At 47.2% G+C, this 24,500-nt stretch carries 25 protein-coding genes and 1 tRNA gene; 9 read left to right on the forward strand and 17 right to left on the reverse strand.

The window, feature by feature from the left end:
* Positions 1-214: 214 nt before the first annotated feature.
* On the forward strand, positions 215-2,005 hold the full coding sequence (locus tag KNQ12_RS07435) for an LTA synthase family protein (protein WP_214747194.1): 1,791 nt from the start codon (positions 215-217) through the stop codon (positions 2,003-2,005).
* Positions 2,006-2,112: 107 nt separating this feature from the next.
* Here KNQ12_RS07435 and KNQ12_RS07440 read toward each other — a convergent pair whose 3' ends face one another.
* From KNQ12_RS07440 to groES, 4 genes are all read right to left on the reverse strand, one after another.
* Positions 2,113-3,015: a HEAT repeat domain-containing protein gene (locus tag KNQ12_RS07440; RefSeq protein WP_214775420.1), complete on the reverse strand. Its 903-nt coding sequence runs from the start codon at positions 3,013-3,015 to the stop codon at positions 2,113-2,115.
* Between the two features lie 72 nt (positions 3,016-3,087).
* Complete coding sequence (locus KNQ12_RS07445) at positions 3,088-3,708, reverse strand: LysE/ArgO family amino acid transporter (RefSeq protein ID WP_023469585.1); 621 nt, start codon at positions 3,706-3,708, stop codon at positions 3,088-3,090.
* A 141-nt stretch (positions 3,709-3,849) separates the two neighbouring features.
* Positions 3,850-5,490: a chaperonin GroEL gene (gene groL / locus KNQ12_RS07450; protein WP_023469586.1), complete on the reverse strand. Its 1,641-nt coding sequence runs from the start codon at positions 5,488-5,490 to the stop codon at positions 3,850-3,852.
* Between the two features lie 32 nt (positions 5,491-5,522).
* Complete coding sequence (groES, locus tag KNQ12_RS07455; protein WP_023469587.1) at positions 5,523-5,807, reverse strand: co-chaperone GroES; 285 nt, start codon at positions 5,805-5,807, stop codon at positions 5,523-5,525.
* A gap of 220 nt (positions 5,808-6,027) precedes the next feature.
* Between groES and KNQ12_RS07460 the strand changes: the two genes are divergently transcribed.
* Both KNQ12_RS07460 and KNQ12_RS07465 read left to right on the forward strand, forming a co-directional pair.
* Complete coding sequence (locus tag KNQ12_RS07460; RefSeq protein ID WP_023469588.1) at positions 6,028-6,720, forward strand: CPBP family intramembrane glutamic endopeptidase; 693 nt, start codon at positions 6,028-6,030, stop codon at positions 6,718-6,720.
* A 42-nt stretch (positions 6,721-6,762) separates the two neighbouring features.
* Positions 6,763-6,975, forward strand: coding sequence for a DUF4305 domain-containing protein (locus KNQ12_RS07465; RefSeq protein WP_230088481.1), 213 nt, complete (start codon positions 6,763-6,765; stop codon positions 6,973-6,975).
* 42 nt (positions 6,976-7,017) lie between these two features.
* On the opposite strand, the gene KNQ12_RS07470 is transcribed toward KNQ12_RS07465, so the two are convergent.
* The 4 genes from KNQ12_RS07470 to KNQ12_RS07485 all read right to left on the reverse strand — a co-directional run bounded on the left by KNQ12_RS07470 (position 7,018) and on the right by KNQ12_RS07485 (position 10,335).
* Complete coding sequence (locus tag KNQ12_RS07470) at positions 7,018-7,314, reverse strand: DUF2089 family protein (protein WP_023469590.1); 297 nt, start codon at positions 7,312-7,314, stop codon at positions 7,018-7,020.
* Positions 7,315-7,332: 18 nt separating this feature from the next.
* Positions 7,333-7,620, reverse strand: a complete 288-nt coding sequence (locus tag KNQ12_RS07475; protein WP_023469591.1) for a hypothetical protein — start codon at positions 7,618-7,620, stop codon at positions 7,333-7,335.
* A 181-nt stretch (positions 7,621-7,801) separates the two neighbouring features.
* Positions 7,802-9,097, reverse strand: coding sequence for a cation:dicarboxylate symporter family transporter (locus KNQ12_RS07480; protein WP_023469592.1), 1,296 nt, complete (start codon positions 9,095-9,097; stop codon positions 7,802-7,804).
* Between the two features lie 179 nt (positions 9,098-9,276).
* Positions 9,277-10,335 carry an NAD(P)/FAD-dependent oxidoreductase gene (locus tag KNQ12_RS07485; protein ID WP_023469593.1) on the reverse strand — a complete coding sequence of 353 codons (1,059 nt, stop codon included), beginning with the start codon at positions 10,333-10,335 and terminating at the stop codon, positions 9,277-9,279.
* Between the two features lie 184 nt (positions 10,336-10,519).
* On the opposite strand from KNQ12_RS07485, the gene KNQ12_RS07490 reads away from it, so the two are divergent.
* The 4 genes from KNQ12_RS07490 (at position 10,520) to KNQ12_RS07505 (ending at position 14,311) form a co-directional block, all read left to right on the forward strand.
* On the forward strand, positions 10,520-11,311 hold the full coding sequence (locus KNQ12_RS07490) for an ABC transporter ATP-binding protein (RefSeq protein ID WP_214747200.1): 792 nt from the start codon (positions 10,520-10,522) through the stop codon (positions 11,309-11,311).
* Between the two features lie 3 nt (positions 11,312-11,314).
* On the forward strand, positions 11,315-12,226 hold the full coding sequence (locus KNQ12_RS07495; protein ID WP_055969400.1) for an iron-hydroxamate ABC transporter substrate-binding protein: 912 nt from the start codon (positions 11,315-11,317) through the stop codon (positions 12,224-12,226).
* A 79-nt stretch (positions 12,227-12,305) separates the two neighbouring features.
* Positions 12,306-13,307: a FecCD family ABC transporter permease gene (locus KNQ12_RS07500; protein WP_214747205.1), complete on the forward strand. Its 1,002-nt coding sequence runs from the start codon at positions 12,306-12,308 to the stop codon at positions 13,305-13,307.
* Positions 13,304-14,311 (forward strand): FecCD family ABC transporter permease, encoded by a 1,008-nt coding sequence (locus KNQ12_RS07505; RefSeq protein ID WP_023469597.1) that lies wholly within the window; start codon positions 13,304-13,306, stop codon positions 14,309-14,311. The genes KNQ12_RS07500 and KNQ12_RS07505 overlap by 4 nt, the downstream gene beginning before the upstream one ends.
* Before the next feature lie 54 nt (positions 14,312-14,365).
* Here the strand turns inward: KNQ12_RS07505 and KNQ12_RS07510 are convergent, their stop codons facing one another.
* The 9 genes from KNQ12_RS07510 to KNQ12_RS07550 all read right to left on the reverse strand — a co-directional run bounded on the left by KNQ12_RS07510 (position 14,366) and on the right by KNQ12_RS07550 (position 21,975).
* Complete coding sequence (locus tag KNQ12_RS07510) at positions 14,366-14,833, reverse strand: hypothetical protein (RefSeq protein WP_023469598.1); 468 nt, start codon at positions 14,831-14,833, stop codon at positions 14,366-14,368.
* A complete protein-coding gene (locus tag KNQ12_RS07515; RefSeq protein WP_023469599.1) occupies positions 14,800-15,309 on the reverse strand; it encodes a hypothetical protein in 510 nt (169 codons plus the stop codon). Before KNQ12_RS07515 ends, KNQ12_RS07510 begins: the two co-directional genes overlap by 34 nt.
* Before the next feature lie 13 nt (positions 15,310-15,322).
* The gene (locus KNQ12_RS07520; RefSeq protein WP_023469600.1) at positions 15,323-15,775 is read right to left on the reverse strand and encodes a hypothetical protein; all 453 of its coding nucleotides are present in this window, start codon (positions 15,773-15,775) and stop codon (positions 15,323-15,325) included.
* A gap of 119 nt (positions 15,776-15,894) precedes the next feature.
* The gene (locus KNQ12_RS07525; protein ID WP_014971497.1) at positions 15,895-16,053 is read right to left on the reverse strand and encodes a hypothetical protein; all 159 of its coding nucleotides are present in this window, start codon (positions 16,051-16,053) and stop codon (positions 15,895-15,897) included.
* A 127-nt stretch (positions 16,054-16,180) separates the two neighbouring features.
* Positions 16,181-19,927 carry a S8 family serine peptidase gene (locus KNQ12_RS07530; protein ID WP_214747208.1) on the reverse strand — a complete coding sequence of 1,249 codons (3,747 nt, stop codon included), beginning with the start codon at positions 19,925-19,927 and terminating at the stop codon, positions 16,181-16,183.
* Between the two features lie 221 nt (positions 19,928-20,148).
* Positions 20,149-20,224 (reverse strand) — tRNA-Ala (locus KNQ12_RS07535).
* 104 nt (positions 20,225-20,328) lie between these two features.
* Positions 20,329-21,108 carry a twin-arginine translocase subunit TatC gene (gene tatC / locus KNQ12_RS07540; RefSeq protein WP_023469602.1) on the reverse strand — a complete coding sequence of 260 codons (780 nt, stop codon included), beginning with the start codon at positions 21,106-21,108 and terminating at the stop codon, positions 20,329-20,331.
* A 7-nt stretch (positions 21,109-21,115) separates the two neighbouring features.
* On the reverse strand, positions 21,116-21,316 hold the full coding sequence (locus KNQ12_RS07545) for a twin-arginine translocase TatA/TatE family subunit (RefSeq protein WP_023469603.1): 201 nt from the start codon (positions 21,314-21,316) through the stop codon (positions 21,116-21,118).
* Complete coding sequence (locus KNQ12_RS07550; RefSeq protein WP_023469604.1) at positions 21,316-21,975, reverse strand: redox-sensing transcriptional repressor Rex; 660 nt, start codon at positions 21,973-21,975, stop codon at positions 21,316-21,318. The genes KNQ12_RS07545 and KNQ12_RS07550 overlap by 1 nt, the downstream gene beginning before the upstream one ends.
* Positions 21,976-22,142: 167 nt before the next feature.
* Between KNQ12_RS07550 and KNQ12_RS07555 the strand changes: the two genes are divergently transcribed.
* Both KNQ12_RS07555 and KNQ12_RS07560 read left to right on the forward strand, forming a co-directional pair.
* Entirely contained in the window at positions 22,143-24,044 is a 1,902-nt protein-coding gene (locus tag KNQ12_RS07555) for an ATP-binding cassette domain-containing protein (RefSeq protein WP_214747213.1), read from the forward strand.
* A complete protein-coding gene (locus tag KNQ12_RS07560; protein WP_214747216.1) occupies positions 24,026-24,466 on the forward strand; it encodes a hypothetical protein in 441 nt (146 codons plus the stop codon). The genes KNQ12_RS07555 and KNQ12_RS07560 overlap by 19 nt, the downstream gene beginning before the upstream one ends.
* Positions 24,467-24,500 lie beyond the last annotated feature (34 nt).

Raw genomic sequence — 24,500 nt, forward strand, 5'->3', positions numbered from 1 at the left:
TTTTTAAAAGACAGTGACGGACGATGGACGTACACGCTTTCTATTCCCGCTTTCTGCGCAAATTAACGTCAATTGTTTGAATTCAAGAGGAAATATAGACCAATTTTTCGACTACATCATGGAACAAGCGAACATGGCTGTCCACATCTGGGCGTTCCACCATTAAACGTTTAGGGTAAAGAACGTGTGACGACACACGTAAGGAGTACTGACCATGGCGATTCGCTACACCCTTTATCTGTTACTCGGCATGCTGAAGTTCATGCTGTTTAGTTACTTTACAAAGACTGATCTTTCGCTCCATTTAACACTCATGAACCTGGCCGGGATGCTGATCCTGTCGAGCTGGACGTTACTGATTCCGTGGAATAAACGCCGCTGGGTCTGGCTCGGTCTACTGCTCGCGCACAGTTTTCTACTGGCTTCCGACATGTGGTACTACCGTTACTTCGAGGACTTTCTCTCCGTCTCGCTCCTCTCACAGATGACGCAGATGAGTGACGTCAGTAGCGGCTTCACCGCCTTGATCGTACCGCAAGACTTCCTCTTGTTCGCTGATAGTTTGATCTTTGTACTACTGCTTTTTGTTTTCCACAAACGACCGGAAGTGACGACGAAGCAAACACGACGCCGGACGGCGGGAATCCTTGCAGTCAGTGGTATCGTCTTGTCTGCTTCGCTACTGACGTACCGGACGCTAACGGAAGAGCGTCAACCGACGGCAACGATCTCCGATATGCGTGACTACTACCTGTTTGGCTTTTGGGGTTATCACGGATGGGATGTGTTTAAAGGCGTGACTGGACGACCCGGCGACGGACTGACGGCACAGGAACAACAGCGCATCAATCAAAAGGAACAGACGAATCCAACGGGTCCGAAGCAGACGCCAAATATCATTCTGGTGCAGCTCGAGTCGTTCCAGGCTTCAGTCATCGACCAGACCATCAACGGTGAAGAAGTGACGCCGAACCTGAATCAATTGAAGAAGGAATCACTCTACTTCTCGTCGTTCTACCACCAGACGCATGAAGGACGAACTTCGGACGCTGAGTTTATCACGAACACGTCACTTTATCCATTAAAATCAGGCTCTGTCTATACGCGATATCCGACGAATGAATTCGAGCCGCTCCCTGCATTACTTGAGAAAAACGGATACGATACGGCAGCGATGCATGCCTACGAAAAAGGCTTCTGGAATCGTGACGATGTCTACAAGAACATCGGTTTTAAGCACTTCTTCAGCCAAAAGGATTATTCAAAAGAGAAGAAAATCGGCATGGCACTGAACGATCAACAGTTCTTCCTCGAATCGATTGATCACATGGAGACGTTGCAAGAACCGTTCTTCTCGTTTTTAGTCGCGCTGACGAGTCATACACCGTATGAAATTGACAAGGAAGACCAGACGCTTGATCTATCTGGTTATGAGGATTCAATGCTGAAACGGTATTATCAGACCGTCCATTACGTCGATACCGGTGTCGGAAAGATGATCGACGAGTTGAAACAACGGGATCTCTGGGATCAGTCTCTCGTCATCTTTTATGGCGATCACGATAGTGGACTTGTCAATGAAGACAGCGAGATGCGCAAAAAAGCGGATATCTCGTCCCCGGTTGCTGCCTTTGAACTCGAGCGCCGCATCCCACTCTTCATCAAAAAACCCGACCAGCAAACCGGTCGGGTCATGAAAGAGAATGGCGGACAGATCGATATCGCACCAACAATCATTGATCTATTGAATCTTAAGACGTCCTATATGATGGGACAATCCCTCGTCGATGATCAACCGAATCTGACCGGCTTCCGTGATGGTTCGTTTCGCTACAAGGACTATTACTATGAAGCGGATTTGACGAAATCATCCGGTGAAGGCACCTGCTATGACGTCTCGACAAAAAAGAAAGTTGAGCTGAAGTTCTGTCGAAATCAAGTGAAGGATGTGAGTAAGCAGTTAAAGCTGTCGGATAAGATTATTGAGGAGAATGAACTGGAGTAATCAAAGGACATCTGATTTTCTTAAAATAAACAAGTCTGACTTCTCACTAGACGTGAAGAAGGTCAGGTTTGTTTATTGATTGTTATCTCCACCTATCCTCGAGCCCATCAATAGCAAGTAAAATGGTCTTCGATCCATTGCCATTCTTCGTCAAACAAGACTTCTCTTTTTGTTTGAATGATCCAATGAAACAGTTTAGGAATCGCCTGATGGGAATGCTGGTATCGATGTAAAAATCGAAGAGCGATTAGGACTTCATCTGTTTTTATTTGTCGCATTCGCTTCAATAATGTTTGTACACGTTTGATCACCGGTTCAATCGCTGCTTCATCACCATGTCGCTCAATTGCGACTAACGCATACTCTCTCACCTTGCTAGATCGATCTTTTAGTCCATGCAAAAATATTGAAAGATCTGATCCATTTCCAAGTTCACTTAGCGCAGCTAGAGCCGAATGCCTCGCGTCTCCTCGAGAATGATCCAATAAAGGAATCAGATAAGGAACGGCTCGTTCTGTTCCAATCGTGGCTAAAACAAAATTAGCACTCATGATATCAAAAGAGTTACTTGATGTCGTAATCAAACGAATTAGCGCATCTTCTGCTATCTCATCTCGACAGGCTCGCAATGCTCGAATCGCAGCTTCTCGAACAGACGACCGAGAATCGTCTATATATTTTACGATTCGTTCTGTATCAGGAATGCATTGTTGTTTTACTAGTTCTTCCAAAATGCTTTCGAGAAGACTCGGCTTTGTCTCTTGCTCCAGTTTTTCAAGCAATAACATCCCTGCACGAACATCTCCCGAATTCATACCAATCGTTCCAATCATAAAATAAAGATGTTTTTTTTGTTCTGCTTGTTTCACTTTGTCGAGTAAAGTGTTCAATATCGGAAGCATATTCACGTCCCTAAATTGACGGACTCTTGCATAAGCCAAGTCGGATGGTGATCCTTCGTTCGTATAGCACTTCAATTCTTCATGATAGAGGTATTCTTCATCAGACATCTGTTCAACTAAATATAAAATCTCATCGTCCTTCATATCTTGTAGTTGCTCCTTAACCCTTTAAATATCTTTTTAACTTTGTTCTAGAGCAAACTGAATTAATTGATACGATAGCCAGAACATTAAGCATCCTATTCCAAAATCTAATACTTTCCACGCTTTTGGTTGTTTAAACACAGGAATGAGCCATCTCGATCCATATCCTAATCCAAAAAACCAGACAAATGAGGCAATCAAGGCTCCGATCAAGAAATTGACTTTTTGATCAAACGTCAAAGTCCCAGCAATACCACCGATGACGACCACCGTATCTAAGTAGACATGTGGATTTAAAAGTGTGATTGCTAATGTGAGTAAGATCGTTTTGTGAATGGGCATGATTTTAGAATCTGTTGAAACATCCATTGTATGTGATGACGAAAATGCACTACGAAAAGATTTAAATCCATACAAGAGAAGAAATAGTCCTCCGACAATCGCAAGACCAACATTTGCAAACGTATTATTCTTAATGACGGTACCAACTCCCAGTACGCCCGTACACATCAATAACACATCGCATAAGAAACATACTAGCGCTACCCAAAAAATATTGTTTTTCATTAAACCCTGTTTAAGAACGAACGCATTTTGAGCGCCGATTGCGACGATGAGCGTACCCGATGTTACTATACCTTTTAAAATTTCATTCACTTGACGTCTCCTCTCTCGTTATCTTTATTTCTAAAATGACGAGTACTGTTTATGTAATTCTTTCAACTATTAAGTATACTATCGCAAACAAAAAGTACCGAACCCTACTTACTAGGATTCGGTACTTATAGATGAAATGTCTTACATCATTCCGCCCATTCCACCCATGCCGCCCATATCAGGCATTGCAGGAGCAGATCCGGCTGGTTCTGGTTTATCGGCGATGACGGCTTCTGTTGTTAAGAACATCGCTGAAACGGACGCTGCGTTTTGAAGTGCTGAACGCGTTACTTTCGCTGGATCGACGATTCCTGTCTCGATCATGTCGACATACTCGTCCGTTGCCGCATTGTAGCCCATTCCTGGCGCTTCATGCTTGAGACGCTCGACGATGACCGAACCTTCTTGACCTGCGTTTTCCGCGATTTGACGAAGCGGTGCTTCAAGTGCGCGAAGCACGATGTTGACACCTGTTGCTTCGTCACCTGTTGAGACCGACAGAATCGATTCGACGGCTTTCGTAACGTGAATGAGAGCTGTTCCCCCACCTGCTACGATACCTTCTTCGACCGCTGCGCGTGTCGCGTTAAGTGCATCTTCAATCCGGAGCTTGCGTTCTTTGAGTTCTGTCTCGGTTGCTGCCCCGACTTTGACGACTGCTACGCCGCCTGCGAGTTTCGCCAGACGCTCTTGTAATTTCTCACGATCGAAGTCACTTGTCGTCTCTTCGATTTGCGCACGGATCGTACCGACACGTGCTTCGATCGAATCCCCGTGTCCGTGACCTTCGACGATTGTCGTGTTGTCTTTTGAGACGACGACTTTCGACGCGCGACCGAGTTGCGTGATTTGTGTTTCTTTCAGATCAAGACCGAGGTCTTCTGTGATCAATTCTGCGCCTGTGACAATTGAAATGTCCTCAAGCATTGCTTTCCGGCGGTCACCAAAGCCTGGTGCTTTGACTGCTACCGCGTTGAACGTACCACGGAGTTTGTTGACGACGAGTGTCGCCAGTGCTTCGCCTTCAACGTCTTCTGCGATAATAAGGAGTGGTTTGTTTTGTTGAACGACTTGCTCGAGGACTGGAAGAATCTCTTGGATGTTCGAGATCTTTTTGTCCGTGACGAGGATGTACGGGTTCTCAAGGACCGCTTCCATCTTATCTGAATCCGTAATCATGTATGGTGACGCGTAACCACGATCGAACTGCATGCCTTCGACGACGTCGAGTTCTGTCGTGAAGCCGCGTGATTCTTCGATCGTGATGACACCATCTTGACCGACACGTTCCATCGCTTCTGCAATCAATTGACCAACTTCTTCGTCTGCTGCTGAGATTGCTGCGACTTGGGCGATTGCTTCTTTACCTTCGATTGGTTTTGCGATCGTGTGCAACTCTTCGACAGCGCGACGGACCGCTTTTTCGATTCCTTTACGGATGACCATCGGGTTTGCGCCCGCTGTAACGTTTTTAAGACCTTCACGAATCATCGCTTGTGCGAGGACTGTCGCTGTTGTCGTACCATCCCCTGCGATCTCATTCGTTTTTGAGGCAACTTCTGCAACGAGTTTTGCACCCATGTTCTCGAAATGATCTTCGAGTTCGATTTCTTTTGCGATCGTCACACCATCATTCGTGATGAGTGGTGAACCGAACTTCCGCTCGAGGACGACGTTGCGTCCTTTTGGTCCGATCGTGACTTTGACTGCATCCGCTAATGCGTCGACCCCGCGGAGCATTGCTCGACGTGCTTCTTCACTGAATAAAATGTCTTTTGCCATGATTGAAATCCCCCTTTAGATGATTGACTGAATTACTCGGCTACTGCCAAAATATCGCTTTCGCGTAAAATTAAGTATTCATTGCCGTCGACTTTGACCTCTGAACCGGCATATTGTGCATAGATGACGTGATCTCCGACACTCACTTCAAGTGGTACACGTACGCCTTGCTCTGTCACACGGCCTGTACCGACAGCGACGACTTTACCCTCTTGTGGTTTTTCTTTCGCTGACCCAGGAAGAACGATTCCTCCGAGTGTTGTTTCTTCTTTTTTAACGACTTCGATCACGATGCGATCACCAAGTGGTTTTAACATGCGAAACATCCTCCTTGAAAATGACTGTTTTTTAGCACTCACTTTAGTTGAGTGCTAACATATTTTTATCTTATACGCTTTCTCTTCTGAATTCAAGCCTGAACCTTTATCCGTTTTCCCGAAATCGACACCTTTGAATCATCGTCAATCGTGCGCCAAGACCGTTTGTTTGTTACAATCGGGACAGTACCTTCATTACAAAGGAGTTGTGTCCTGTACGATGAAAAATCCAATCAGTCTGCCTTTTGTGATGGCGGAGAAGTGGCAAAAGCGTCACGTCATTCCGATCATCATCTATCTGATCGTCCAATTGGTTCCGGGTTCGTTCCAGTATTTCCTTCCGAAAAACGTCATTGCTGACGTCGCCGGTTGGTGGCTTGCGATCGGCTTCACGGTCGCCGTCATCGTCTCCTACTACTGCCTGCGTCCCGATTGGCAGAAGTGGAAGGCAGAGGGACGTCAAACCGATCCGATGGATACGTTGAAATGGATCGGAATCGGGATCGTGCTCCTGTATGCGCTCTTGATCAGCGTCAACTTGATCGATGCCTGGATGGCAGGCGGGATCGAGAATGTCGCGAAATCGCAAAATACGGATCAGATCATCCAAGCGATCCAAGTCATCCCACTCCTTCAAGTCATGGTCGTCCTGCTCGGACCGATCATGGAAGAGTTCTTGTTCCGGCATATCCTGTTCGGGAATCTCTCCTCGAAGCTCGGTTTCTTCTTCAGCTTCATCTTGACGGGTGCCTTGTTCGGACTGATTCACCAAGACAACAAATTTTTAATCTATGTCGCGATGAGTTTTGTCTTCTCGCTCGTCTTCGTCAAGACGCGCCGGATCATTGCTCCGATCGCCATCCATGTCTTTAACAACGGAATCGTCGTACTCGCCATCTACGCGATGTCTTAATTTACGAAAGGTCGTGTTTTCATGCGTCAAAGCTCGAACTTCATGGCAGTATTCTATGCCATATTCGGTATTCTCTTCATGTTCCTCGCCTACAACAACTCGGTCGAAGCAGGAACGGTCTTTAACTTCTGGACGATCCTGCTGACGTTGTTTGCCGCGATCGACTTCTACCGTCTCTACTTGATCTTCCGCTTCCGCGCAGCAGCAAAGAAGATGATCAAGAAGGAACAGGACAAAAAGAACGACAAACAATAAAAAAAACGAGATTTCCGTCAGACGGGAATCTCGTTTTTTGGTTTATTCTTTCGCTTGACCCTTGCGGTAGGAATCGATGATCGTCTTCGCCACATCGAGACTCAACCGTTCATCTAAGACCAAGTTCTTGATCATATTGACGAACTCGACATCCTCTTGCTGCACCGAATCAATCCGCTCGATCAACTGGTTCAACTTCGCCCGGACGGTCGGGTAGGATACTTGATAGGCGGTTGCCATATCCTTTAATGAACCAGAGCTCAAGACGAACTTGCGGATGAACTCGAGATGCTCCTGTTCGAGTGCCAGTACCCAAGCGGGCACGTCTTGTCGTTCCATCGTGTTCCCTCACTTCTCTTACAAATCTTGAATCTCCATTCGTTCTTTTTCACGCTTCAGTTGCTTGCGACGTGAGTTAACTCCCATCTCGGCCATTGAGATCATGAGTGATAAACAGGCAAACGTTCCCATCCGAATCACTGACTCCCGATCCGACGTGTGTGGTCCTGTTCCGAAATACCAGTAAATTCCGAGCCCGATGATGATCGCTGGAATGATGAGGCTCCAGACTCTTCCTCGCCGTGCTAAGTAAAATTGTACGATACAGACTGTGACAATACCAATGACGATTCCTACCGTTTCCATCCTATCGCCTCTCCCCTATGATTATATCAATAATATTAACTTTATAATTAATAATATTCAACATAATTTTAACTATAATCAAAAACAAGGGATTTTATTTAAAAACAATCGACTTTAATCTATTTTCAAGGACGAAAAAAAGAAGGACTGACGATTCAGTCCTTCCTTATATTTACGACAATCACGCACTGCGGACGTCGTCTTTTTTACCTTCTGTCGACATGAACGTCTCGAGTTGGTCTTCGTCAAGGACACCTTCCCACTTCGCGATGACGAGTGAAGCGAGCGTGTTTCCTGTGACGTTGACGACCGAGCGCATCATATCCATGATTCGGTCAATCCCCGCGATGAAGGCAAGTCCTTCTGCCGGGATACCGACCGTACCGAGTGTTGCGAGTAAAACGACGAATGAGACGCCAGGAACGGCAGCCATCCCTTTTGATGTCAGCATTAAGACGAAGACAAGCGTCAGCTGTGTTCCAATCGAGAGATCAATCCCGTACATCTGTGCGATGAACAAGGCTGCGAGCGCTTGATAAAGCGCAGATCCATCAAGGTTAAACGAATAACCCGTCGGTACGACGAAACTGACGATTGATTTCGGAACACCCATCTTCTCGAGTTTTTCCATGATCCGTGGCAGTACCGTCTCAGACGACGCCGTCGAATACGTCAGCAATAACTCGTCTTTGAAGATGCGTGTGAAATCAGATACCCGAATACCAACCCACTTCATGATGGCACCGAAGACGACGACCATGAAGAGAAGCGCTGTGACGTATAACGTCGCAATCAATTTAAACAATGAACCGAGCGATTCAATCCCGAACGTCGAGACCGTGACACCGATTAAAGCGAAGACACCAATCGGCGCAAATTTCATGACGATATTGACGAGATTGAACATCGCTGCTGCGACGCCTTCAAAGAAACGAACGACCGGTTGGCCCTTCTCTCCTGCAAAACCGACACCGAGTCCGAATAAGACCGAGAAGAAAATGATGGCAAGCATGTCACCGCGAACCATCGCGTCCAAGATGTTCGTCGGAACGATGTTGACGATCTTATCGACGAGTCCTGCGTCTTGTGTCGTCTCTTCCGTCTCGACATATGTCGAAATGTCCGTTTTATCGAGTGTCGACATATTAATACCAGCACCTGGTTCAACGAGATTGGCTGCGAACAGCCCCGTGAAGATCGCAATCATCGTCACGATCGTGAAGTAACCGAGCGTCTTGACGCCGAGACGTCCGAGACTTTTCGGACTACCGACTGATGAGACACCGAGGACGATCGTCGTGAAAACGATCGGAACGACAATCATTTTCATCATCCGGATAAAGATGTCACCGATTGGCTTAAGCCACTCCGCGACATGGGGATTCCCATAAAATACACCACCGACTGTGATCCCGAGAATCAAGCCGATTAAAATTTGCCAGGCAAGACCAATTGGCTTACGTTTCGTAGTTGTCATACTCTTCCTCCTTATACATCCGTCTTACTTGTATCCTACATGTAGTGGAACATAAGTAGAATTTTGTCCTAAATACAGTACGTTGTCAAATCGTTCTGTTATAGTACAAAACTAGATTCTGTATAAAAAAACGTCCAAAATCCGCTTGTTTCCAAGCATTTTGGACGTTTGAACATTATTCAAGATTGTTGATTGACGCGTTCCTCAATCAACGCACGATTGCGTTTTTTAAAGACTTCGTTATGTGACGAGACCATCGCCACTTTTGGCGCTTCCGGCTCAATGAAGCGTTTTGCCCGGTTGACGGCATTCGCCGCATCTTGAAAGGCACCTGAGATCAAATGGACCTTCCCGTCGTGTGAAAGAATATCTCCGGCAGCATATAGTCCCGGTACACTCGACTCGCTCGCTGCGTTACCCGCGATATAGAAGTCATCGACCCGTGCGATATCGAGATCACAGGCGTCAAGCAGTGCCGCGTCCTGCTCGTAGCCGTGATTGATGATGACTTCATCAATTGGAATCTCAACGATTTCCTCTGTTTGACAGTCGATCAATTCGACTGATGCGATCCGTTGATGATCAGGACTTGCGATCAGCTTGTGAATCGTCGTGTTGAGGAGACAAACAGCCGAACTTTTAACGAGCTGGTCGACTTGCGCCTCGTGCCCCGAGAAACAATCCCGGCGATACGTGACGTAGACTTTTTTTGCGACCGGTTCGAGCTCGTTCGCCCAGTCGATCGCAGAGTTCCCACCACCTGAGACGATGACGGTCTTTCCTTTAAAGCGTTCAATCGATTTGACCGTATAGTTCAAGTTCGACACTTCAAAGCGTTCCGCACCTTCGACTTTTAATTTTTGTGGATTGAGGATGCCGCCGCCGACCGCGACGATGACCGTCTTCGAATAATGGATCCGACCCGATTCTGCTTCTAAGACGAAGTTGCCGAAGACGTCTTTTGCGATCGAGATGATCTTTTCGTTCAATTGAACAGTCGGTTGGAACGTCAGTCCTTGTTCGACGAGTTGAGCCATGAGTTTTTCACCAGTGATCGGTGGCTGTCCGCCGACGTCCCAGATCATCTTTTCCGGATAGACGTGCAATTTTCCTCCGAGTTCTGCTTGATACTCGATCAATTTCGTCTTCATGCCCCGAAGACCACTATAGAACGTCGAATATAACCCTGCAGGTCCTCCGCCGATGATCGTTACGTCGAACAACTCCTGTTCCCTCATCTCACTCACTCCTCATCTTTGATTACGATTGATTATCATTCTCACTCCCTCATGATAACGTGAACATCTCTTGAACACAAGAAAAAATGTTGACAGCGTTTTTACAGGACTGGTATGGTTAATGAGACGATAGTGATAATCATTATCATTGAAAACGGAGAGAACAACGAAGGAGTCGTCGCGTATGGTACGTCTAGCAACAGAAGAAATCAATATCGGCTACGGTGATCGTCCCATCGTCAAAGACTTGTCCGTCCAAATTCCCGATCGACAAATCACGACGATCATTGGGGCGAACGGATGTGGCAAATCGACTTTATTGAAAGCGATGACACGGATCATTCCTCATCAATCAGGACGTGCATTGCTCGATGGTCTCGATATCGCCAAGGAAAGTACGAAGCTACTTGCCCGGAAAATGGCTATTCTGCCACAAACTCCAGAGAGCGCAAGTGGTCTGACGGTCGCAGAGCTCGTCTCATACGGTCGTTTCCCGTACCAAAAAGGATTTGGACGCTTGACGAAACACGATTACGAGATCATCGATTGGGCACTCGAAGCAACGGATACGATGGCATTCAAACATCGTCCCGTCGATGCGCTGTCGGGTGGTCAACGTCAACGGGTCTGGATTGCGATGGCACTCGCCCAAGAGACGGACATCATCTTCCTCGATGAACCGACGACTTATCTTGATCTCGCCCACCAACTCGAGGTACTCGAACTACTCGAGCATCTCAACCGGACTGAAGGACGGACGATCGTCATGGTCCTGCATGATTTGAATCAAGCGGCACGGTTCGCCGACTATATCATCGCCATGAAAAACGGTGAAGTCGTCAAAGCCGGAACGTGTGAGGAAGTCATCGCAAAAGACGTCTTACAAGAAGTATTCCATATCGATGCTGAAATCGGACGCGATCCGTGGACGAACAAGCCGATGTGTATCACCTACAACTTAATCAAGGGAGATTGAATCATGAAGAAACTACTTTTACCGGTTCTACTCATTCTCACGCTCGTCATCGCAGCGTGTGGCAATACGGAGAAAAAAGACGACGCAGCGTCTGGGTCGAAAAACGAGACGATTACGTACAAATCGGAGAACGGTGACATCAAAGTTCCGGCTAATCCAAAACGTGTCGTTGTTCTCGCTGGTTTTGCCGGCAACGTCATGGCACTCGACGTACCTGTCGTTGGTGTCGATTCGTGGTCAAAAGCGAATCCGAAGTTCGACAAGCTCAAAGATGTCACGGAAGTATCGGAAGAGAACGTTGAAAAAATCATCGAACTCGAACCAGACTTGATCATCGGCTACTCAACAACGAAAAACCTTGATAAAATCAAAAAGATTGCTCCGACAGTTACGTACACATACGGAAAAGTCGACTACTTGACGCAACACATCGAAATCGGTAAATTGCTCAACAAAGAGCAAGAAGCACGCGACTGGGTCAAAGACTTCAAAACACGCGCTGCTGCTGCCGGTAAAGACATCAAAGCAAAAATCGGTGAAGATGCTACTGTTTCCGTCATCGAAAGCTTCGATAAACAACTCTACGTCTTCGGCGATAACTGGGGTCGTGGAACAGAGATTCTCTATCAGGAAATGAAATTGAAAATGCCGGATAAAGTCACGAAGATGGCATTAAAAGACGGATACTACGCGTTGTCACCAGAAGTCCTTCCTGAATACGCAGGCGACTACCTCGTCTTCAGTAAGAGTGCGGAAGCGGACAACTCATTCACGAAAACGGATACGTTCAAGAACATTCCAGCCGTCAAAAACGATCGTGTCTTCGAAGTCGATTCGAAGGAATTCTACTTCAACGATCCGCTCACACTCGAACGTCAACTCGAGTTCTTCAAGAAAAGTTTCCTTGGCGCATAATGAATAAGGGAGGGAACCTGCGGGATCCCCCCCTTTTTTTTGCGGCTCACTCACTGAATCAGAAATGGAGGCGACATTCATGTCAGCTGGTCGAATTCCGTTCGGCATTAAAATCACACTCGGTCTCTTCCTCTTTATCGGGATGTTCTGGATCGCGATGACGTTCGGTGCTGCCGATACGACGACGCGCGAAGTCTGGAATGCTTTGACGTTCGGACCGTTGAATGAAAAAGCAAAAATCGTCCAGGAAATCCGCTTGCCACGGGAACTGGCAGCGATCCTCGTCGGTGCGGCACTCGGTGTCTCAGGTGCCATCATGCAAGCCATGACACGTAATCCCCTCGCCGATCCTGGTCTACTCGGTCTGACAGCGGGTGCAAATGCGGCACTCGCGCTCGTCATCGTCCTGTTCCCGAAAATTGACTACTTCGGAATCATGATCGCGTGTTTCGTCGGAGCAGCACTCGGGGCAGCACTTGTCTTTGGAATCGGCGCTTCGAAAAAAGGCGGCTTCTCCCCGCTCCGGATCGTCCTTGCTGGTTCTGCGATCTCAGCGTTTCTGTATGCGATTGCAGAAGGCATCGGGATTTACTTCAAGATTGCCCAAGATGTCTCACAATGGACGTCCGGTGGACTCGTCGGGTCGACCTGGGGACAACTGCAAGTCATTGCGCCAGTCATCGCAATTGGAATTTTGATTTCGTTCATTTTCTCACGACAATTGACAATCCTCAGTCTTTCGGAAGAAGTCGCGCTCGGACTCGGACAGAACATCCAGCGGATCAAAGCGGTCCTCTACGTCGTCGTCATCCTGCTTGCCGGTGCTGCCGTAGCTCTCGTCGGTAACATGGCATTCATCGGGCTGATGATTCCGCATATCGTCCGCGCGATCGTCGGGACGGACTATCGGTTCATCCTGCCGATGACCGCGATCTTTGGTGCGACGTTCATGTTGCTTGCTGATACGATTGGACGGACACTATATGCACCCTATGAGACGCCGGTCATCGCGATCGTTTCGATGCTCGGGCTACCATTCTTCCTCTTAATCGTTCGGAAAGGAGGGCGTGCTTTCTCATGATGGAATCTCGTTTACGCCGTCGCCAGCAACTGACGTTTTGGACGTTACTGGCACTATTGATCGCAACACTCGTCGTCAGCATCGGTCTTGGACCTGCTTCCCTGTCGTATGATCGTTTACTGCCGACGTTACTTGGAAACGGATCATTCAAAGAGGAGTTCGTCCTCTATTCGCTTCGCTTGCCCCGACTGCTCATCACCGTCATGGCGGGAATGGCACTTGCCTTATCCGGTGCAATCCTTCAAGGGATCACACGCAACGAACTCGCTGATCCTGGTATCATCGGCATCAATACGGGAGCTGGCGTCGCCGTCGCCTTGTTCTTCCTGTACTTCCCAACCGATGTCGGGTCATTCATCTATCTGTTACCAATCGCTGCCTTCTTCGGTGCACTCGTCACCGCGACAGCGATCTACCTGTTCTCGTACGACCGTGTACAAGGACTCCAACCGATCCGCTTGATCTTAACGGGTGTCGGCTTCTCGATGGCACTGTCTGGAATCATGGTCATCCTGATTTCATCGACGCGTCGTGAAAAGGTCGACTTCATCGCCAAATGGCTCGCCGGTAACATTTGGGGGACGGACTGGATTTTCGTCTACTCGCTGTTACCGTGGTTACTCGTCTTGATTCCGCTCACGTTCTATAAGGCGAATAAGCTCAATCTACTTGCCTTGAATGAACCGGTCGCGATCGGTGTTGGCGTCGCGATTGAAAAAGAACGGATCCAACTCTTGTTGACAGCCGTCGCGCTCGCTGCTGCTGCCGTCTCCGTCACGGGTGGGATTTCCTTCATCGGTCTGATGGCGCCACATATCGCTCGTGCGCTCGTTGGACCACGCCATCAGTTCTTCCTACCGATCGCCCTCTTGCTCGGCGGCTGGTTGCTTGCGTTCGCTGATACGATTGGACGCAATATCGCGGGACCAGACGGTGTACCGGCTGGGATCGTCGTCGCCTTGATTGGAGCACCATACTTCATCTATCTACTGTTGAAGAAATAATCAAAAATCCGTATCAATCAGCGTCTTTCACTGATTGATACGGATTTTTTTGCTTTACCGTTTCCACCACGCACGTTCAATTTCTCCCATCGAGACGTACGCAGGATCGATTTGTTTAGCCAATCGATTCATTCGAGTGACACCAAGACCGACTCCGCCGCTCCAGACAAGTAAGAGAACGAATAAATAACCGGGAGCATTTGGAATCGAAAGCATGACGAAAGCGATTAGCCACGCCACGACATATCCTATGATCGTCAGGTGAGCAACCTTCTGAACAGTCTGTTGATAGATACCTTGCGTTAAATAGGACTTCATGAGTCGTAGCCGGACGATTTCTCGAGCGACTCCAATTCCACAAAGACAGAAAAACAAGGTTTGTCCAAAGACGGATTCAACCGCTGGTAAAAACCAAGCAAGTATGGCGACAATCAATCCAGGAATCGAAAAGAAATAGGTGACGACATGCACTGGACGTTTCATTACATTCAGACGTGCTTGTCGCTCGAATAGGTGTTCCATTTCGATGTTCCTTTCTGTTTGACGAAGCGGGCTACTTCTCTGTCACTGATATAATCCGGGTCACGCGCTCCGTCACGTCGGATGATCCATTCGCTGATGAAGTAGAGCGGTGTTAAAATCGCAAAAATGGCCACCAGCATCTTCCAGAACGGTTCCTCGATCGTCTGGATGATGACGATCGTCAAGACAGCGTACAGCAGGACGTGACTACCGACACGTAGTAAAAATTGCCGACGGACTTGTGCTTTTGAGATATATCCGTCTAAAATTTTTTGTTTTTTTAATTGATATCGAAAATCGGAGGCGAGAAAAACGGCTGGAATCGCCAAAATCAACATCGGGAGATCCGTCCATTCAATTAAGATACCGACTGTTATGAATAGAAACATGTTCCAATACCAGCGTGTGCCGAGCCACTCGACGTCTCGGTACGCGAGCGCAAGTTTTTGTAGACGTTCTTCACGAGCTGTTTGCATGACATCGTCTCCTTTAGCGCGCTTTGTGAATTTCTTTTTCCGTGATATACGTTGGATCAATCTTTCGTGAGATGAACTCTAACGTCTTTCGACAGAGCCAGTAGAACGGAATGACGACGATGACGAGACCGATCAAGAAGTACGTGTTCGGTCGATCGACCGCCCAAACGATCAGACCGGCGAGTGCTCCGTACTGTAAGATGCCGATCAGGACATGTACCTGATAGAGCCGTCTTGCTGAATCCTTTGATGTGTATTCCGCGACAAGCGCGAACCGCTTCCGTTGTAGCAACATGTCATAGCCAAAATACAATAACGGGACGATCATCGCGTAGATTGGTTTCTCGAGTGTGTTACTGAGCGCTAAGAATGCCGCAAGCATGACCCACATGCCGGTCTTCGTCTTCTGATGCATCTCTTCGTACAGCGCCGCTAAGGCATCTGTTTGTGTATGTACGTGTTCCATGATCATCCACCTTTCTATACTGTCATATACTTACATTTTACTCGATCGGTTTCATCTGTAGTACGATTTTTGAAAAAAAAGACGTCCTACCGCTTAGGGTAAGACGTTTTCCATGAAGACTACGCACTGACCTGAATGATCAGATAGATGACGCTATAGGCAACGATCGCGAGCGGTATCATCGCGACACCGATCAGCCAGCCGTTTTTGTCGCGGATACCGAGATATAAGACGAGACACCCTACAATGAAGGCGATTAAGGTCGTGAACGGATTCATGGTTGTTCCCCCTCTGACTTGTTTCTGTTCTTAAAATTCCCCCTCTTCTCGTCTCATAAACCCTTCAAGACGCTTCGGCACGCAAGAAAAGCCAGACGGATTTCCGCCTGGCTTTATCTTTTGTTTCTTATTTTTTCGTGATGACGACTGTTTTCGTAACAACGTGTCCACCGATATCCTTCAGTTTCAAGTTGTACGTGTTTTTCCCCTTCTTGAGCGTCACTTTTTTCGTGATTGTCTTTTTGAAGGATCTCATTTGGTATGGTTCCTTGAAGGTATGACGGTATACCGCATTATCATTCATATCAAATCGAATCTCATCATAATTATCTTGAAGAACGATTTTAAGAGATGCTGTCTTTGTTTTTGCTGATACTGTTTTTGGTGCTGTCACTTTTAAAGTCGGCAATGTCGAATCTAGAATGACTTGACGACTAAATACCAAGCGATTTCCTTTTCCATCATAAGCTTCGACTTTAAACGATTTGACGCCATCTTTCGTATAGGTCACATCATGGCTGAACACATACTGCTGTTTTGCTGCATCAAAACGAAGCTGGACGGCTTTTCCGTTAATTTTGAATGATTTGATCCCTGACTCATCGGATACGTGACCCGCGATAGTAACCACTTTAGATGTCGACAGACCGAGTGCGACCGGTGTATCGATTTGGACGGTTGGTACCGCCTTGTCGATGCCTGTCGTGTTCACCGATTTCGTCACGGTATTTCCTGCATAATCCTTGACAACGAAATCAATCTTCGCTGACTTCGAGAGACCTTTGAGTTCATGTGCTTTTTCTGTCGGCGCAAGCGGCTGTTTGAGGACACTTGTTCCATCGACGAGAATGTCATACGACGCTACACCTGTTCCTTGATCGCCTGCTGTCCAAGAAAGTGTTTCTTTTGCAGTATCCCATTGAACCGTTGCTGCTGGTTTTTTCGTATCGATATAGACTGGGAAGAGATTCGACTGCCACTTCGCATTCGGATAATCGATGACTGATTTGACTTGGTAATAGTAAAGACCGTCTTTTACTTGTTTTCCATTGACTGTTCCATCCCAAGCCGCACTTGTGACTGGTGTGAATTTATCTCCCTTGCCGCTATCATAATAGTTCTTCACGACGTCTGTTTGTAGATCTAATTTACGGAGCGTTGCTTTATTACGGTCAAGAATCGAATACTCGACTTTTCTTGCGTTACGCAGGAACGAGAGCACTGGGAACGCCTCGTCAACGCTACCATCGTTGTTCGGTGAGAACGCAACCTTGTTTTCAACGACTTTTCCCGCCGTGTTCGTGCCGAGGAACTCGAAATCATCTTTTACTTCTGTCGCTAATCCAGTTAATCCGTAGAATGTCTTCTCTTCGTCATAACGCGGTGCATCGACGATCGGTGCCTGATCCCACTTTCCTTTGAATCCGACGTACGGCACTGTCAATTCCGGATTTTTACTCTTCGTATCGATTAAACGAACGAAACCTTCAACGAAGTAGCCATTTTCAAAGACTTGCTCAAGTGGAAGACCGTTTGCCCAATCGACTGTATCTTTCAAATCGACCGATACACTTACTTTCGTTGAGCTCTTCGGATTGATGGAGACAGAACTTGCTTTTTTCGAACCGACTGCGAATGAGATTGGGAACGTTCCTTTATTCGGATCGACCGCATCCACTGAGTTTTTCTTATAAATATTGTTGGCTTCCAGGAAGTTCGTTCCTTCTGCACCGAGATCCGATTGTACCGTTCCGGCTAATTGATATGTCACTTTTTCGCTACTATAGTTTTTCAAATCGAGCGTGAATGTAAATTTTTCGCCGACCTCTTTGAGTGCAGCCTTTCCTTCACCCGATTTCGTTTCCGTAACGACGACTGGTGTTTTCATCGCAGCACGTAGATCCATTAAACCAGCACCTTCACGACGTGGTGAATAGAAGCTACCAGTTTTCGCTTCAGCATTATACTGCCCTTTATCAAGCTGTGGACGTGACGTGTTCATGAGGATATTCTTCGCGAGTTTAACGCGTGTCGCACCATCGACTTTGAAATCCTTCGCGATTCGTTGCATGACAAGTGCCGTTCCTCCGGCGACGTGTGGTGCTGCCATCGATGTTCCACTCATGACGCCATATTCGTTATCATTGAGCGTCGAGTAGATTTTTCCACCCGGTGCCGTGATTTCAGGTTTGAAATCAAGATTTGGTGTGACACCCCATGACGTGAAATCAGACATCTCGCCCGCTACTGGGTTATCTGCTGAGACCGCTTTTCCATCGAACGTGACAGCAATTGCTTTTCCTGCTTTCGCTTTTTCTTCAAGATCATTCCCATCCGCGATGCTGAGCGTCACCATCGGAATCGTCGGATTGTTAAGTGCCATGCTGACATAATCCCCATGATCGACTCGTCCACGAACGATGACACCGGCTGCTCCTTGTTTCTCAGCTTCTGCTTGAATCATACCGTAATTGAAACTGCCGTTACGCACAACAAAGACAACTTTTCCTTTGACATCTTTTCCTTGATAGTTCGATGCTTGACCATCGCCGACATAAATGACGTCTTGCTTCTCCTTGTTGAATACCTTAATCGGATTCGGCGAGTCCTGTTTTTGGTACGCCAAATACCCAGCATCTTGTCCGTCAATCGTCAGTGCCATACCTTCAAGCGTTAATTTCGTATTCTCTAGCGATGCGACTTGTAGCGCTTGGCTGATCAACCCTGGAGATCCTACAACACCGATGTCAGGATTCGCTGTATACGGATTGCCTGCACCATGTCCTGTGAATGCCGAGTTTCCAGCAGAGATCGCACATAAGATCCCGTTGTTCATCGCGTTGACGATTGCCCGTTGCTCTGGATCATCTGCGTTGACGAATGATGCTGTCGAACCGAGACTCATGTTGATGACATCCGCTCCGAGGGCGATCGCATCATCAATCGCTTTGATGTAGATATCACTGAATGTCGATGGCATGCCTGGATCATTTCCGAATACTTTCATCGCGAGGAGTTGTGTTTCCGGTGCGACCCCTTTGATACCACCGTTCGCTTCGTCTCCATTAGCACCGACCGTACCCGCTACGTGCATTCCGTGCATCGATGCACCTGCACCTAAATCACGGATTTCGCTATCGTGATCAGCGTAGTTATAGCCGTATGGGACTTTTTCCGTGAAATACTTCCCTTTTAGTCCTTTTGATTCTTTGGCGCTTTCAACCTTTGAAGAAGTCAAATCAATCTTCGTCTCTGGGCTCAACACCATATCTTTATGCGACGGATCAATCCCCGTATCGATAACCGCTACAATTGTCCCTTCCCCTTTGAAGCCGTAGTCCTGCCATGTTTCTTTTGCATTAACCATATCTTTGCTATATAACATATCTGGTTTTGCACCTTTATCGGCTTTCGGTCGCGCGTATTCATGGGCGATATGTACGCTCTTGACTCCGTCGAGTTGTTTGATGTCTTCGATGTCGCCGAACTTGACTTCACCACTGAATCCGTTAATGACGGTCGTGAAGCTTTCCTTATATGTAACGGGAATCGATTTTTTAGCGATCGATGACTTGACTGATTTTTGGACACTTACGAGGCGATCCTTAATCGACTCTTTTTCGGCATTGCTCAATGTGCTATACCGCTTGTTTTGTGCCTGCGCAATTTGAATCGCCGGCTTCTGCTCCATCTCGATGACGACACGGACCTTGTCAGACTGCTTATACACCTTCTCCTGTCCTGTTTTCTTAAGTGAGAGGGCGTGCGGCTTTTGACCGCTTGCCTTATCTTGCGAGGACAGTGCTCCTTGAGCACTGACCAAGTTGGAAGATGTCATCAAGACAGCTGCCAAGAGTGCGATTTCCTTCTTCATACTTCTTTTCCCCTTTTCTAAAAAACTATAATGATGTTACCAACAAAACAGTTAAACGAAAATTCTGTATATTTAGTTTAATGAAATAGATGGAAATAAACAATTCAGTTCTGTCTGTTTTATATAATTATTTGTTTTTATTGACACTTTATATTGCATTTCCATATTTTGAAAACAACAAAAAAGCTCTTGAATGCTCAAGAGTTTGAAGTGTACGAATATGGTGGAGACTATCGGGATCGAACCGACGACCTTTTGGCTGCCAGCCAAACGCTCTCCCAGCTGAGCTAAGCCCCCATGAATTAACTTTAGTATACGCATCGCTAACTGCTTTATCAATATAAAAATAACGCTTTCATAAAAAAGAATCCCTTCCAAAATTATCGGAAGGAATTCACGATTCATTTATTCAATTCACGCATCAAATCCGCCTGTCGTTCAAGCTCTGCCTGTTGCTCGAGGATCAAGACCTTTTTGTACGTCCGCGCAGAAATCAAGATGCTGATTTCATAGAGAACGAACAATGGGACCGAGATCATCAAGTGTGACGTCACGTCCGGCGGTGCGATCAATGCCGCAACGACGAACAGCGCAAAGTACGCATATTTCCGATTCTTTCGCATGAAAATTGGCGTCACGAGACCAAGACGTGTCAGAAACATCGTCACGACCGGCAATTGGAAAAGAAGACCGAACGGAATCGTTAATCGGATTAAGAAACTGAAGTAGTTCTCAACTCCGATGACTTGTTCGATTCCGAGTTCCTTCCCTAGTTCAGTCGAAACTTTTAATAAGAAAGGTAACAACCAAAAGTATGAGAAGGCTACACCAGCCAAAAATAGAAAGAAGATGACCGGAATATACGTCAATGTCGCTTTTTGCTCCTTATCATACAGACCAGGGCGGACGAATGCCCAGAGTTGATACATCCAGAACGGCGATGCCAGCACGATTGCGATGATGAACGCAAGATTCAAATACAACATTAAAGGATCTGCGACGTTGAAGGCATTCAAACCGATACCGAGCTCTTTTAAGTCCGCTTGCAAGAAGCGAACGAGCGGTCGGACGAGCGGAAATGCAACAGCGAACAGGACGACGACGATGATAAGCGACCAGACGATCCGTTTACGCAGTTCGTCCAGATGCGACGTCACGCTTTGTTCTTGATCAATCGCCATGATTCAATCACTTCTCTTTCGGTTCATCCTTTTTATCGTCGTCCATGATACCGTTCGTTGCGCTCTTGAACTCTTTCAATGTCTGACCCGCAGCACGACCAAGTTCAGGTAACTTCTTCGGTCCGAAGATGATTAATGCGACGACACCGATTAGTGCTAAGCTACCTGGTCCGATGAATGCTATAGTTGATGGGATAAGGTTTTCCATTATGATTTCACTCCTTCAGCTGATTGCGAATAATGCTTCATGAAATAAACTAATGACTGCAACTCGATCGATAAATCGATGTGATGGACCCGGACGCTCGCTGGCACGTTCAACCGCGCGGGCGTAAAGTTCAGGATGCCAGTCACACCATACTCGACTAACTCATCCGCTACTGACTGCGCGAACTGGGATGGAACCGTCAAGATGGCAACATCGACCTGATTCGCTTCGATTTGTTCTTTCATGTCCGAAACATGATAGATTGGAACGTCATGCGTCGTTGTTCCGACCTTCTCTTCGTCCGCATCAAACGCAACGACTATCCGAGTACTATTATTCTTTAAAAAGTTATAATTTGCAAACGCTGTTCCGAGATGACCGACCCCGATTAAGGCAACATTCGTCACCTCATCTTGATTCAAGGTTTTGCGGAAAAACGTTAAGAGATGTTGAACGTTATATCCATACCCCTTCTTCCCTAATGCCCCAAAGTAGGAAAAATCGCGACGAATCGTTGCTGAATCAACCTTCACCGCCTCGCTTAACTCAGCAGAAGAGACGCGGAGCTTGCCTGAATTGTATAAACTTTGGATGAAGCGATAATATAGCGGCAACCGTTTTGCTGTCGCTTGTGGAATTTTTGTGTCTGGTCCATTCATCCTGCAGTTCCCCCTTCGGCCACATCCATCGTGGCACCCAAATCTTTGCAAAAAGCTTTCTACTCTCCTTGATTGTAAACCACTTCACATAGAGTCACAAATAATATATTCCGCAGGACCTCGCGCTTTTGTTCGTGATAGACTAAAGGGTGGAAGGATGGATGGAAATGATACTCTTACAAGTCAACCAACTCTCGAAATCATTCGGCGTTGAGCCGATTTTAGAAAATATCAAATTGGAAGTACAAGAGCGTGACCGGATTGCGCTCGTCGGACGAAATGGTGCCGGTAAATCGACCTTGCTCAAAATCATCGCTGGCGAACTCAGTCATGACTTGGGCGACATCATGAAAGGCAAGGATGTCAAAATCGGTTATCTCGCGCAAGACAGTGGTCTTGAATCGAACGAGACGATCTGGAACGAGATGCTGACCGTCTTTGAACATCTCCAAGAACAAGAACGAACACTACGCCGGATGGAAATCGAAATGGGCATGGAGCATATCTTGAACGATCCGGTCGCGTACGATCGTCTCCTAAAGACGTACGATCAAGCGCAACACGACTTCTCAGAAGCGGGTGGTTATCAGTTCGAAGCGAATATCCGCTCCGTCCTGCACGGCATGCGCTTTTATCCGGACGATTATTCGCGCCGGATCCAAACGTTATCCGGTGGTCAACGGACACGTCTCGCCTTAGCGAAGATGCTCCTGCAAGCACCAGAGCTCCTCATTCTCGATGAACCGACCAACCACCTCGATATCGATACGCTCGCTTGGCTCGAAAGTTACCTCGGTGGTTATCGTGGTGCCGTTCTGATCGTCTCGCACGACCGGTACTTCCTTGACCAAGTCGTCAATGTCGTCTATGAGCTGTCACGCAATGTCTGCCGTAAGTTCACCGGTAACTACACGAAGTACTTGGAACAAAAAGCGGCATTGTACGATCAAGAAATGAAACAGTTCGAACAGCAACAAGAAGAAATCGCGAAGATGCAGGACTTCATTCAACGGAACATCGCCCGAGCGACGACGACCAAACGTGCCCAAAGTGTCCGGAAGCGGCTCGAGAAGGTCGATCGGCTCGACCGACCAGATGGGGATGAGCGTAGCACGGTCCTGTCCTTCCCGATTGAAAAACAGAGCGGGAATGACGTTCTTCAAGTCAATCAACTGGCAATCGGTTACGAAGAAGCTGTCTCAAAAGACATCACGTTCCGCTTGCAACGCGGTGAATCACTGGCACTCGTCGGACCGAACGGCATCGGAAAGTCGACGCTCTTAAAAGTCCTCGTCGGTCGCTTACGCCCCCTCTTCGGTGATTTCCGTTTCGGAACTGGCGTCTCGATCGGATATTACGATCAAGAGCAGGCAGAACTCAATGACCGGAACCGCGTCATCGATGAGATTTGGAACGAATGGCCCTTGATGCGTGAACAAGAAGTCCGGTCTGTCCTCGGGCAATTCCTGTTCAGCGGTGACGATGTCTTCAAAATCGTCCATGAGTTATCTGGTGGCGAACGCGGACGTCTCGCACTTGCAAAACTGAAACTCCGGAAAACGAACGTCCTCGTCCTCGATGAGCCGACGAACCACTTGGATCTGGATTCGAAGATGGTCCTTGAAAATGCGCTCGTCGACTACGAAGGAACGCTGTTATTCGTCTCTCACGACCGTTACTTCATCGACCGAATCGCGACCCGCGTCATCGAGATGAGTGAAGCCGGCGTGACAGAGTACCTCGGTGATTATTCGTACTACACGGAGAAGAAGGCGGAGCAAGAAGAGATTGCGCGTCTTGAAGCCGAGGAAGCAAAAGCTGCAAAGGTCACGGCGTCGAAGACGATCGATAAAGAAGCGCAGAAAGAAGAGCGCAAGCGCCGTCAGCAAATCGAACAACTCGAACAAGACATTGAGCGGCTCGAACAGCGTTCAGCGGAGATCGAACAGTTGCTTTGCGAACCGGAAGTCTTCAATGACATTCCGAAAGCAACGGCACTTTCGGCAGAACGTGATCAGATTGATGTCGATTTGCTCGAATTAATGGAACGATGGGAGAACCAACACTGATGCGGACGAAGAGCTTTTTCATCAATCTCACCTTAGGATTACTATCCGGTGTTCTCTATTTCGTACCGTTATATGCCGATTATGTATCCGTCTTTATTCGTCCAGATGCCTTCAATGCTGCACTTCCTTTGTTCCTCTTGATTTCCTGCATGATCGGTCTCGTCATCCAGACATGGAGTGGGCTCTTCATCAGTTTACTCTCGGGATTATGCTGTACGCTCCTGACGATACAGCTATTCGTCGAACTCAATGATCCGTTGATCTTATCGTATTACGGTAGTGTCTCTCCAATCAGCGCTTTCTTGATCAGCTGCGTCGGAATATGGGCACTCGCAATCGTCTTTTATTTGCTCGATGGCTATCAGTACAGTAAACGTCATGGTCTTGAAGCCTCTTCAAACGAAATCGATCCTCAGCCTTGATGAATCAGATGAACGACATGAAAAAAGGAGTGGA

The organism is Exiguobacterium sp. s11, assembly GCF_018619015.1.
In the GTDB taxonomy this organism is placed as follows: domain Bacteria; phylum Bacillota; class Bacilli; order Exiguobacteriales; family Exiguobacteriaceae; genus Exiguobacterium_A; species Exiguobacterium_A indicum.

Bases quoted from the DNA above. Each gene is read 5' to 3' on its own strand.
- KNQ12_RS07550 (WP_023469604.1), bottom strand. From the start codon at position 21,975: ATGAATGGACCAGACACAAAAATTCCACAAGCGACAGCAAAACGGTTG.
- KNQ12_RS07435 (WP_214747194.1), top strand. From the start codon at position 215: ATGGCGATTCGCTACACCCTTTATCTGTTACTCGGCATGCTGAAGTTC.
- KNQ12_RS07495 (WP_055969400.1), top strand. From the start codon at position 11,315: ATGAAGAAACTACTTTTACCGGTTCTACTCATTCTCACGCTCGTCATC.
- KNQ12_RS07460 (WP_023469588.1), top strand. From the start codon at position 6,028: ATGAAAAATCCAATCAGTCTGCCTTTTGTGATGGCGGAGAAGTGGCAA.
- KNQ12_RS07485 (WP_023469593.1), bottom strand. From the start codon at position 10,335: ATGAGGGAACAGGAGTTGTTCGACGTAACGATCATCGGCGGAGGACCT.
- KNQ12_RS07490 (WP_214747200.1), top strand. From the start codon at position 10,520: ATGGTACGTCTAGCAACAGAAGAAATCAATATCGGCTACGGTGATCGT.
- KNQ12_RS07545 (WP_023469603.1), bottom strand. From the start codon at position 21,316: ATGGAAAACCTTATCCCATCAACTATAGCATTCATCGGACCAGGTAGC.
- KNQ12_RS07520 (WP_023469600.1), bottom strand. From the start codon at position 15,775: ATGGAACACGTACATACACAAACAGATGCCTTAGCGGCGCTGTACGAA.
- KNQ12_RS07515 (WP_023469599.1), bottom strand. From the start codon at position 15,309: ATGCAAACAGCTCGTGAAGAACGTCTACAAAAACTTGCGCTCGCGTAC.
- KNQ12_RS07510 (WP_023469598.1), bottom strand. From the start codon at position 14,833: ATGGAACACCTATTCGAGCGACAAGCACGTCTGAATGTAATGAAACGT.
- KNQ12_RS07500 (WP_214747205.1), top strand. From the start codon at position 12,306: ATGTCAGCTGGTCGAATTCCGTTCGGCATTAAAATCACACTCGGTCTC.
- groL (WP_023469586.1), bottom strand. From the start codon at position 5,490: ATGGCAAAAGACATTTTATTCAGTGAAGAAGCACGTCGAGCAATGCTC.
- KNQ12_RS07530 (WP_214747208.1), bottom strand. From the start codon at position 19,927: ATGAAGAAGGAAATCGCACTCTTGGCAGCTGTCTTGATGACATCTTCC.
- KNQ12_RS07440 (WP_214775420.1), bottom strand. From the start codon at position 3,015: ATGTCTGATGAAGAATACCTCTATCATGAAGAATTGAAGTGCTATACG.
- KNQ12_RS07560 (WP_214747216.1), top strand. From the start codon at position 24,026: ATGGGAGAACCAACACTGATGCGGACGAAGAGCTTTTTCATCAATCTC.
- KNQ12_RS07480 (WP_023469592.1), bottom strand. From the start codon at position 9,097: ATGACAACTACGAAACGTAAGCCAATTGGTCTTGCCTGGCAAATTTTA.
- KNQ12_RS07475 (WP_023469591.1), bottom strand. From the start codon at position 7,620: ATGGAAACGGTAGGAATCGTCATTGGTATTGTCACAGTCTGTATCGTA.
- KNQ12_RS07555 (WP_214747213.1), top strand. From the start codon at position 22,143: ATGATACTCTTACAAGTCAACCAACTCTCGAAATCATTCGGCGTTGAG.
- KNQ12_RS07465 (WP_230088481.1), top strand. From the start codon at position 6,763: ATGGCAGTATTCTATGCCATATTCGGTATTCTCTTCATGTTCCTCGCC.
- tatC (WP_023469602.1), bottom strand. From the start codon at position 21,108: ATGGCGATTGATCAAGAACAAAGCGTGACGTCGCATCTGGACGAACTG.
- KNQ12_RS07505 (WP_023469597.1), top strand. From the start codon at position 13,304: ATGATGGAATCTCGTTTACGCCGTCGCCAGCAACTGACGTTTTGGACG.
- KNQ12_RS07470 (WP_023469590.1), bottom strand. From the start codon at position 7,314: ATGGAACGACAAGACGTGCCCGCTTGGGTACTGGCACTCGAACAGGAG.
- groES (WP_023469587.1), bottom strand. From the start codon at position 5,807: ATGTTAAAACCACTTGGTGATCGCATCGTGATCGAAGTCGTTAAAAAA.
- KNQ12_RS07525 (WP_014971497.1), bottom strand. From the start codon at position 16,053: ATGAATCCGTTCACGACCTTAATCGCCTTCATTGTAGGGTGTCTCGTC.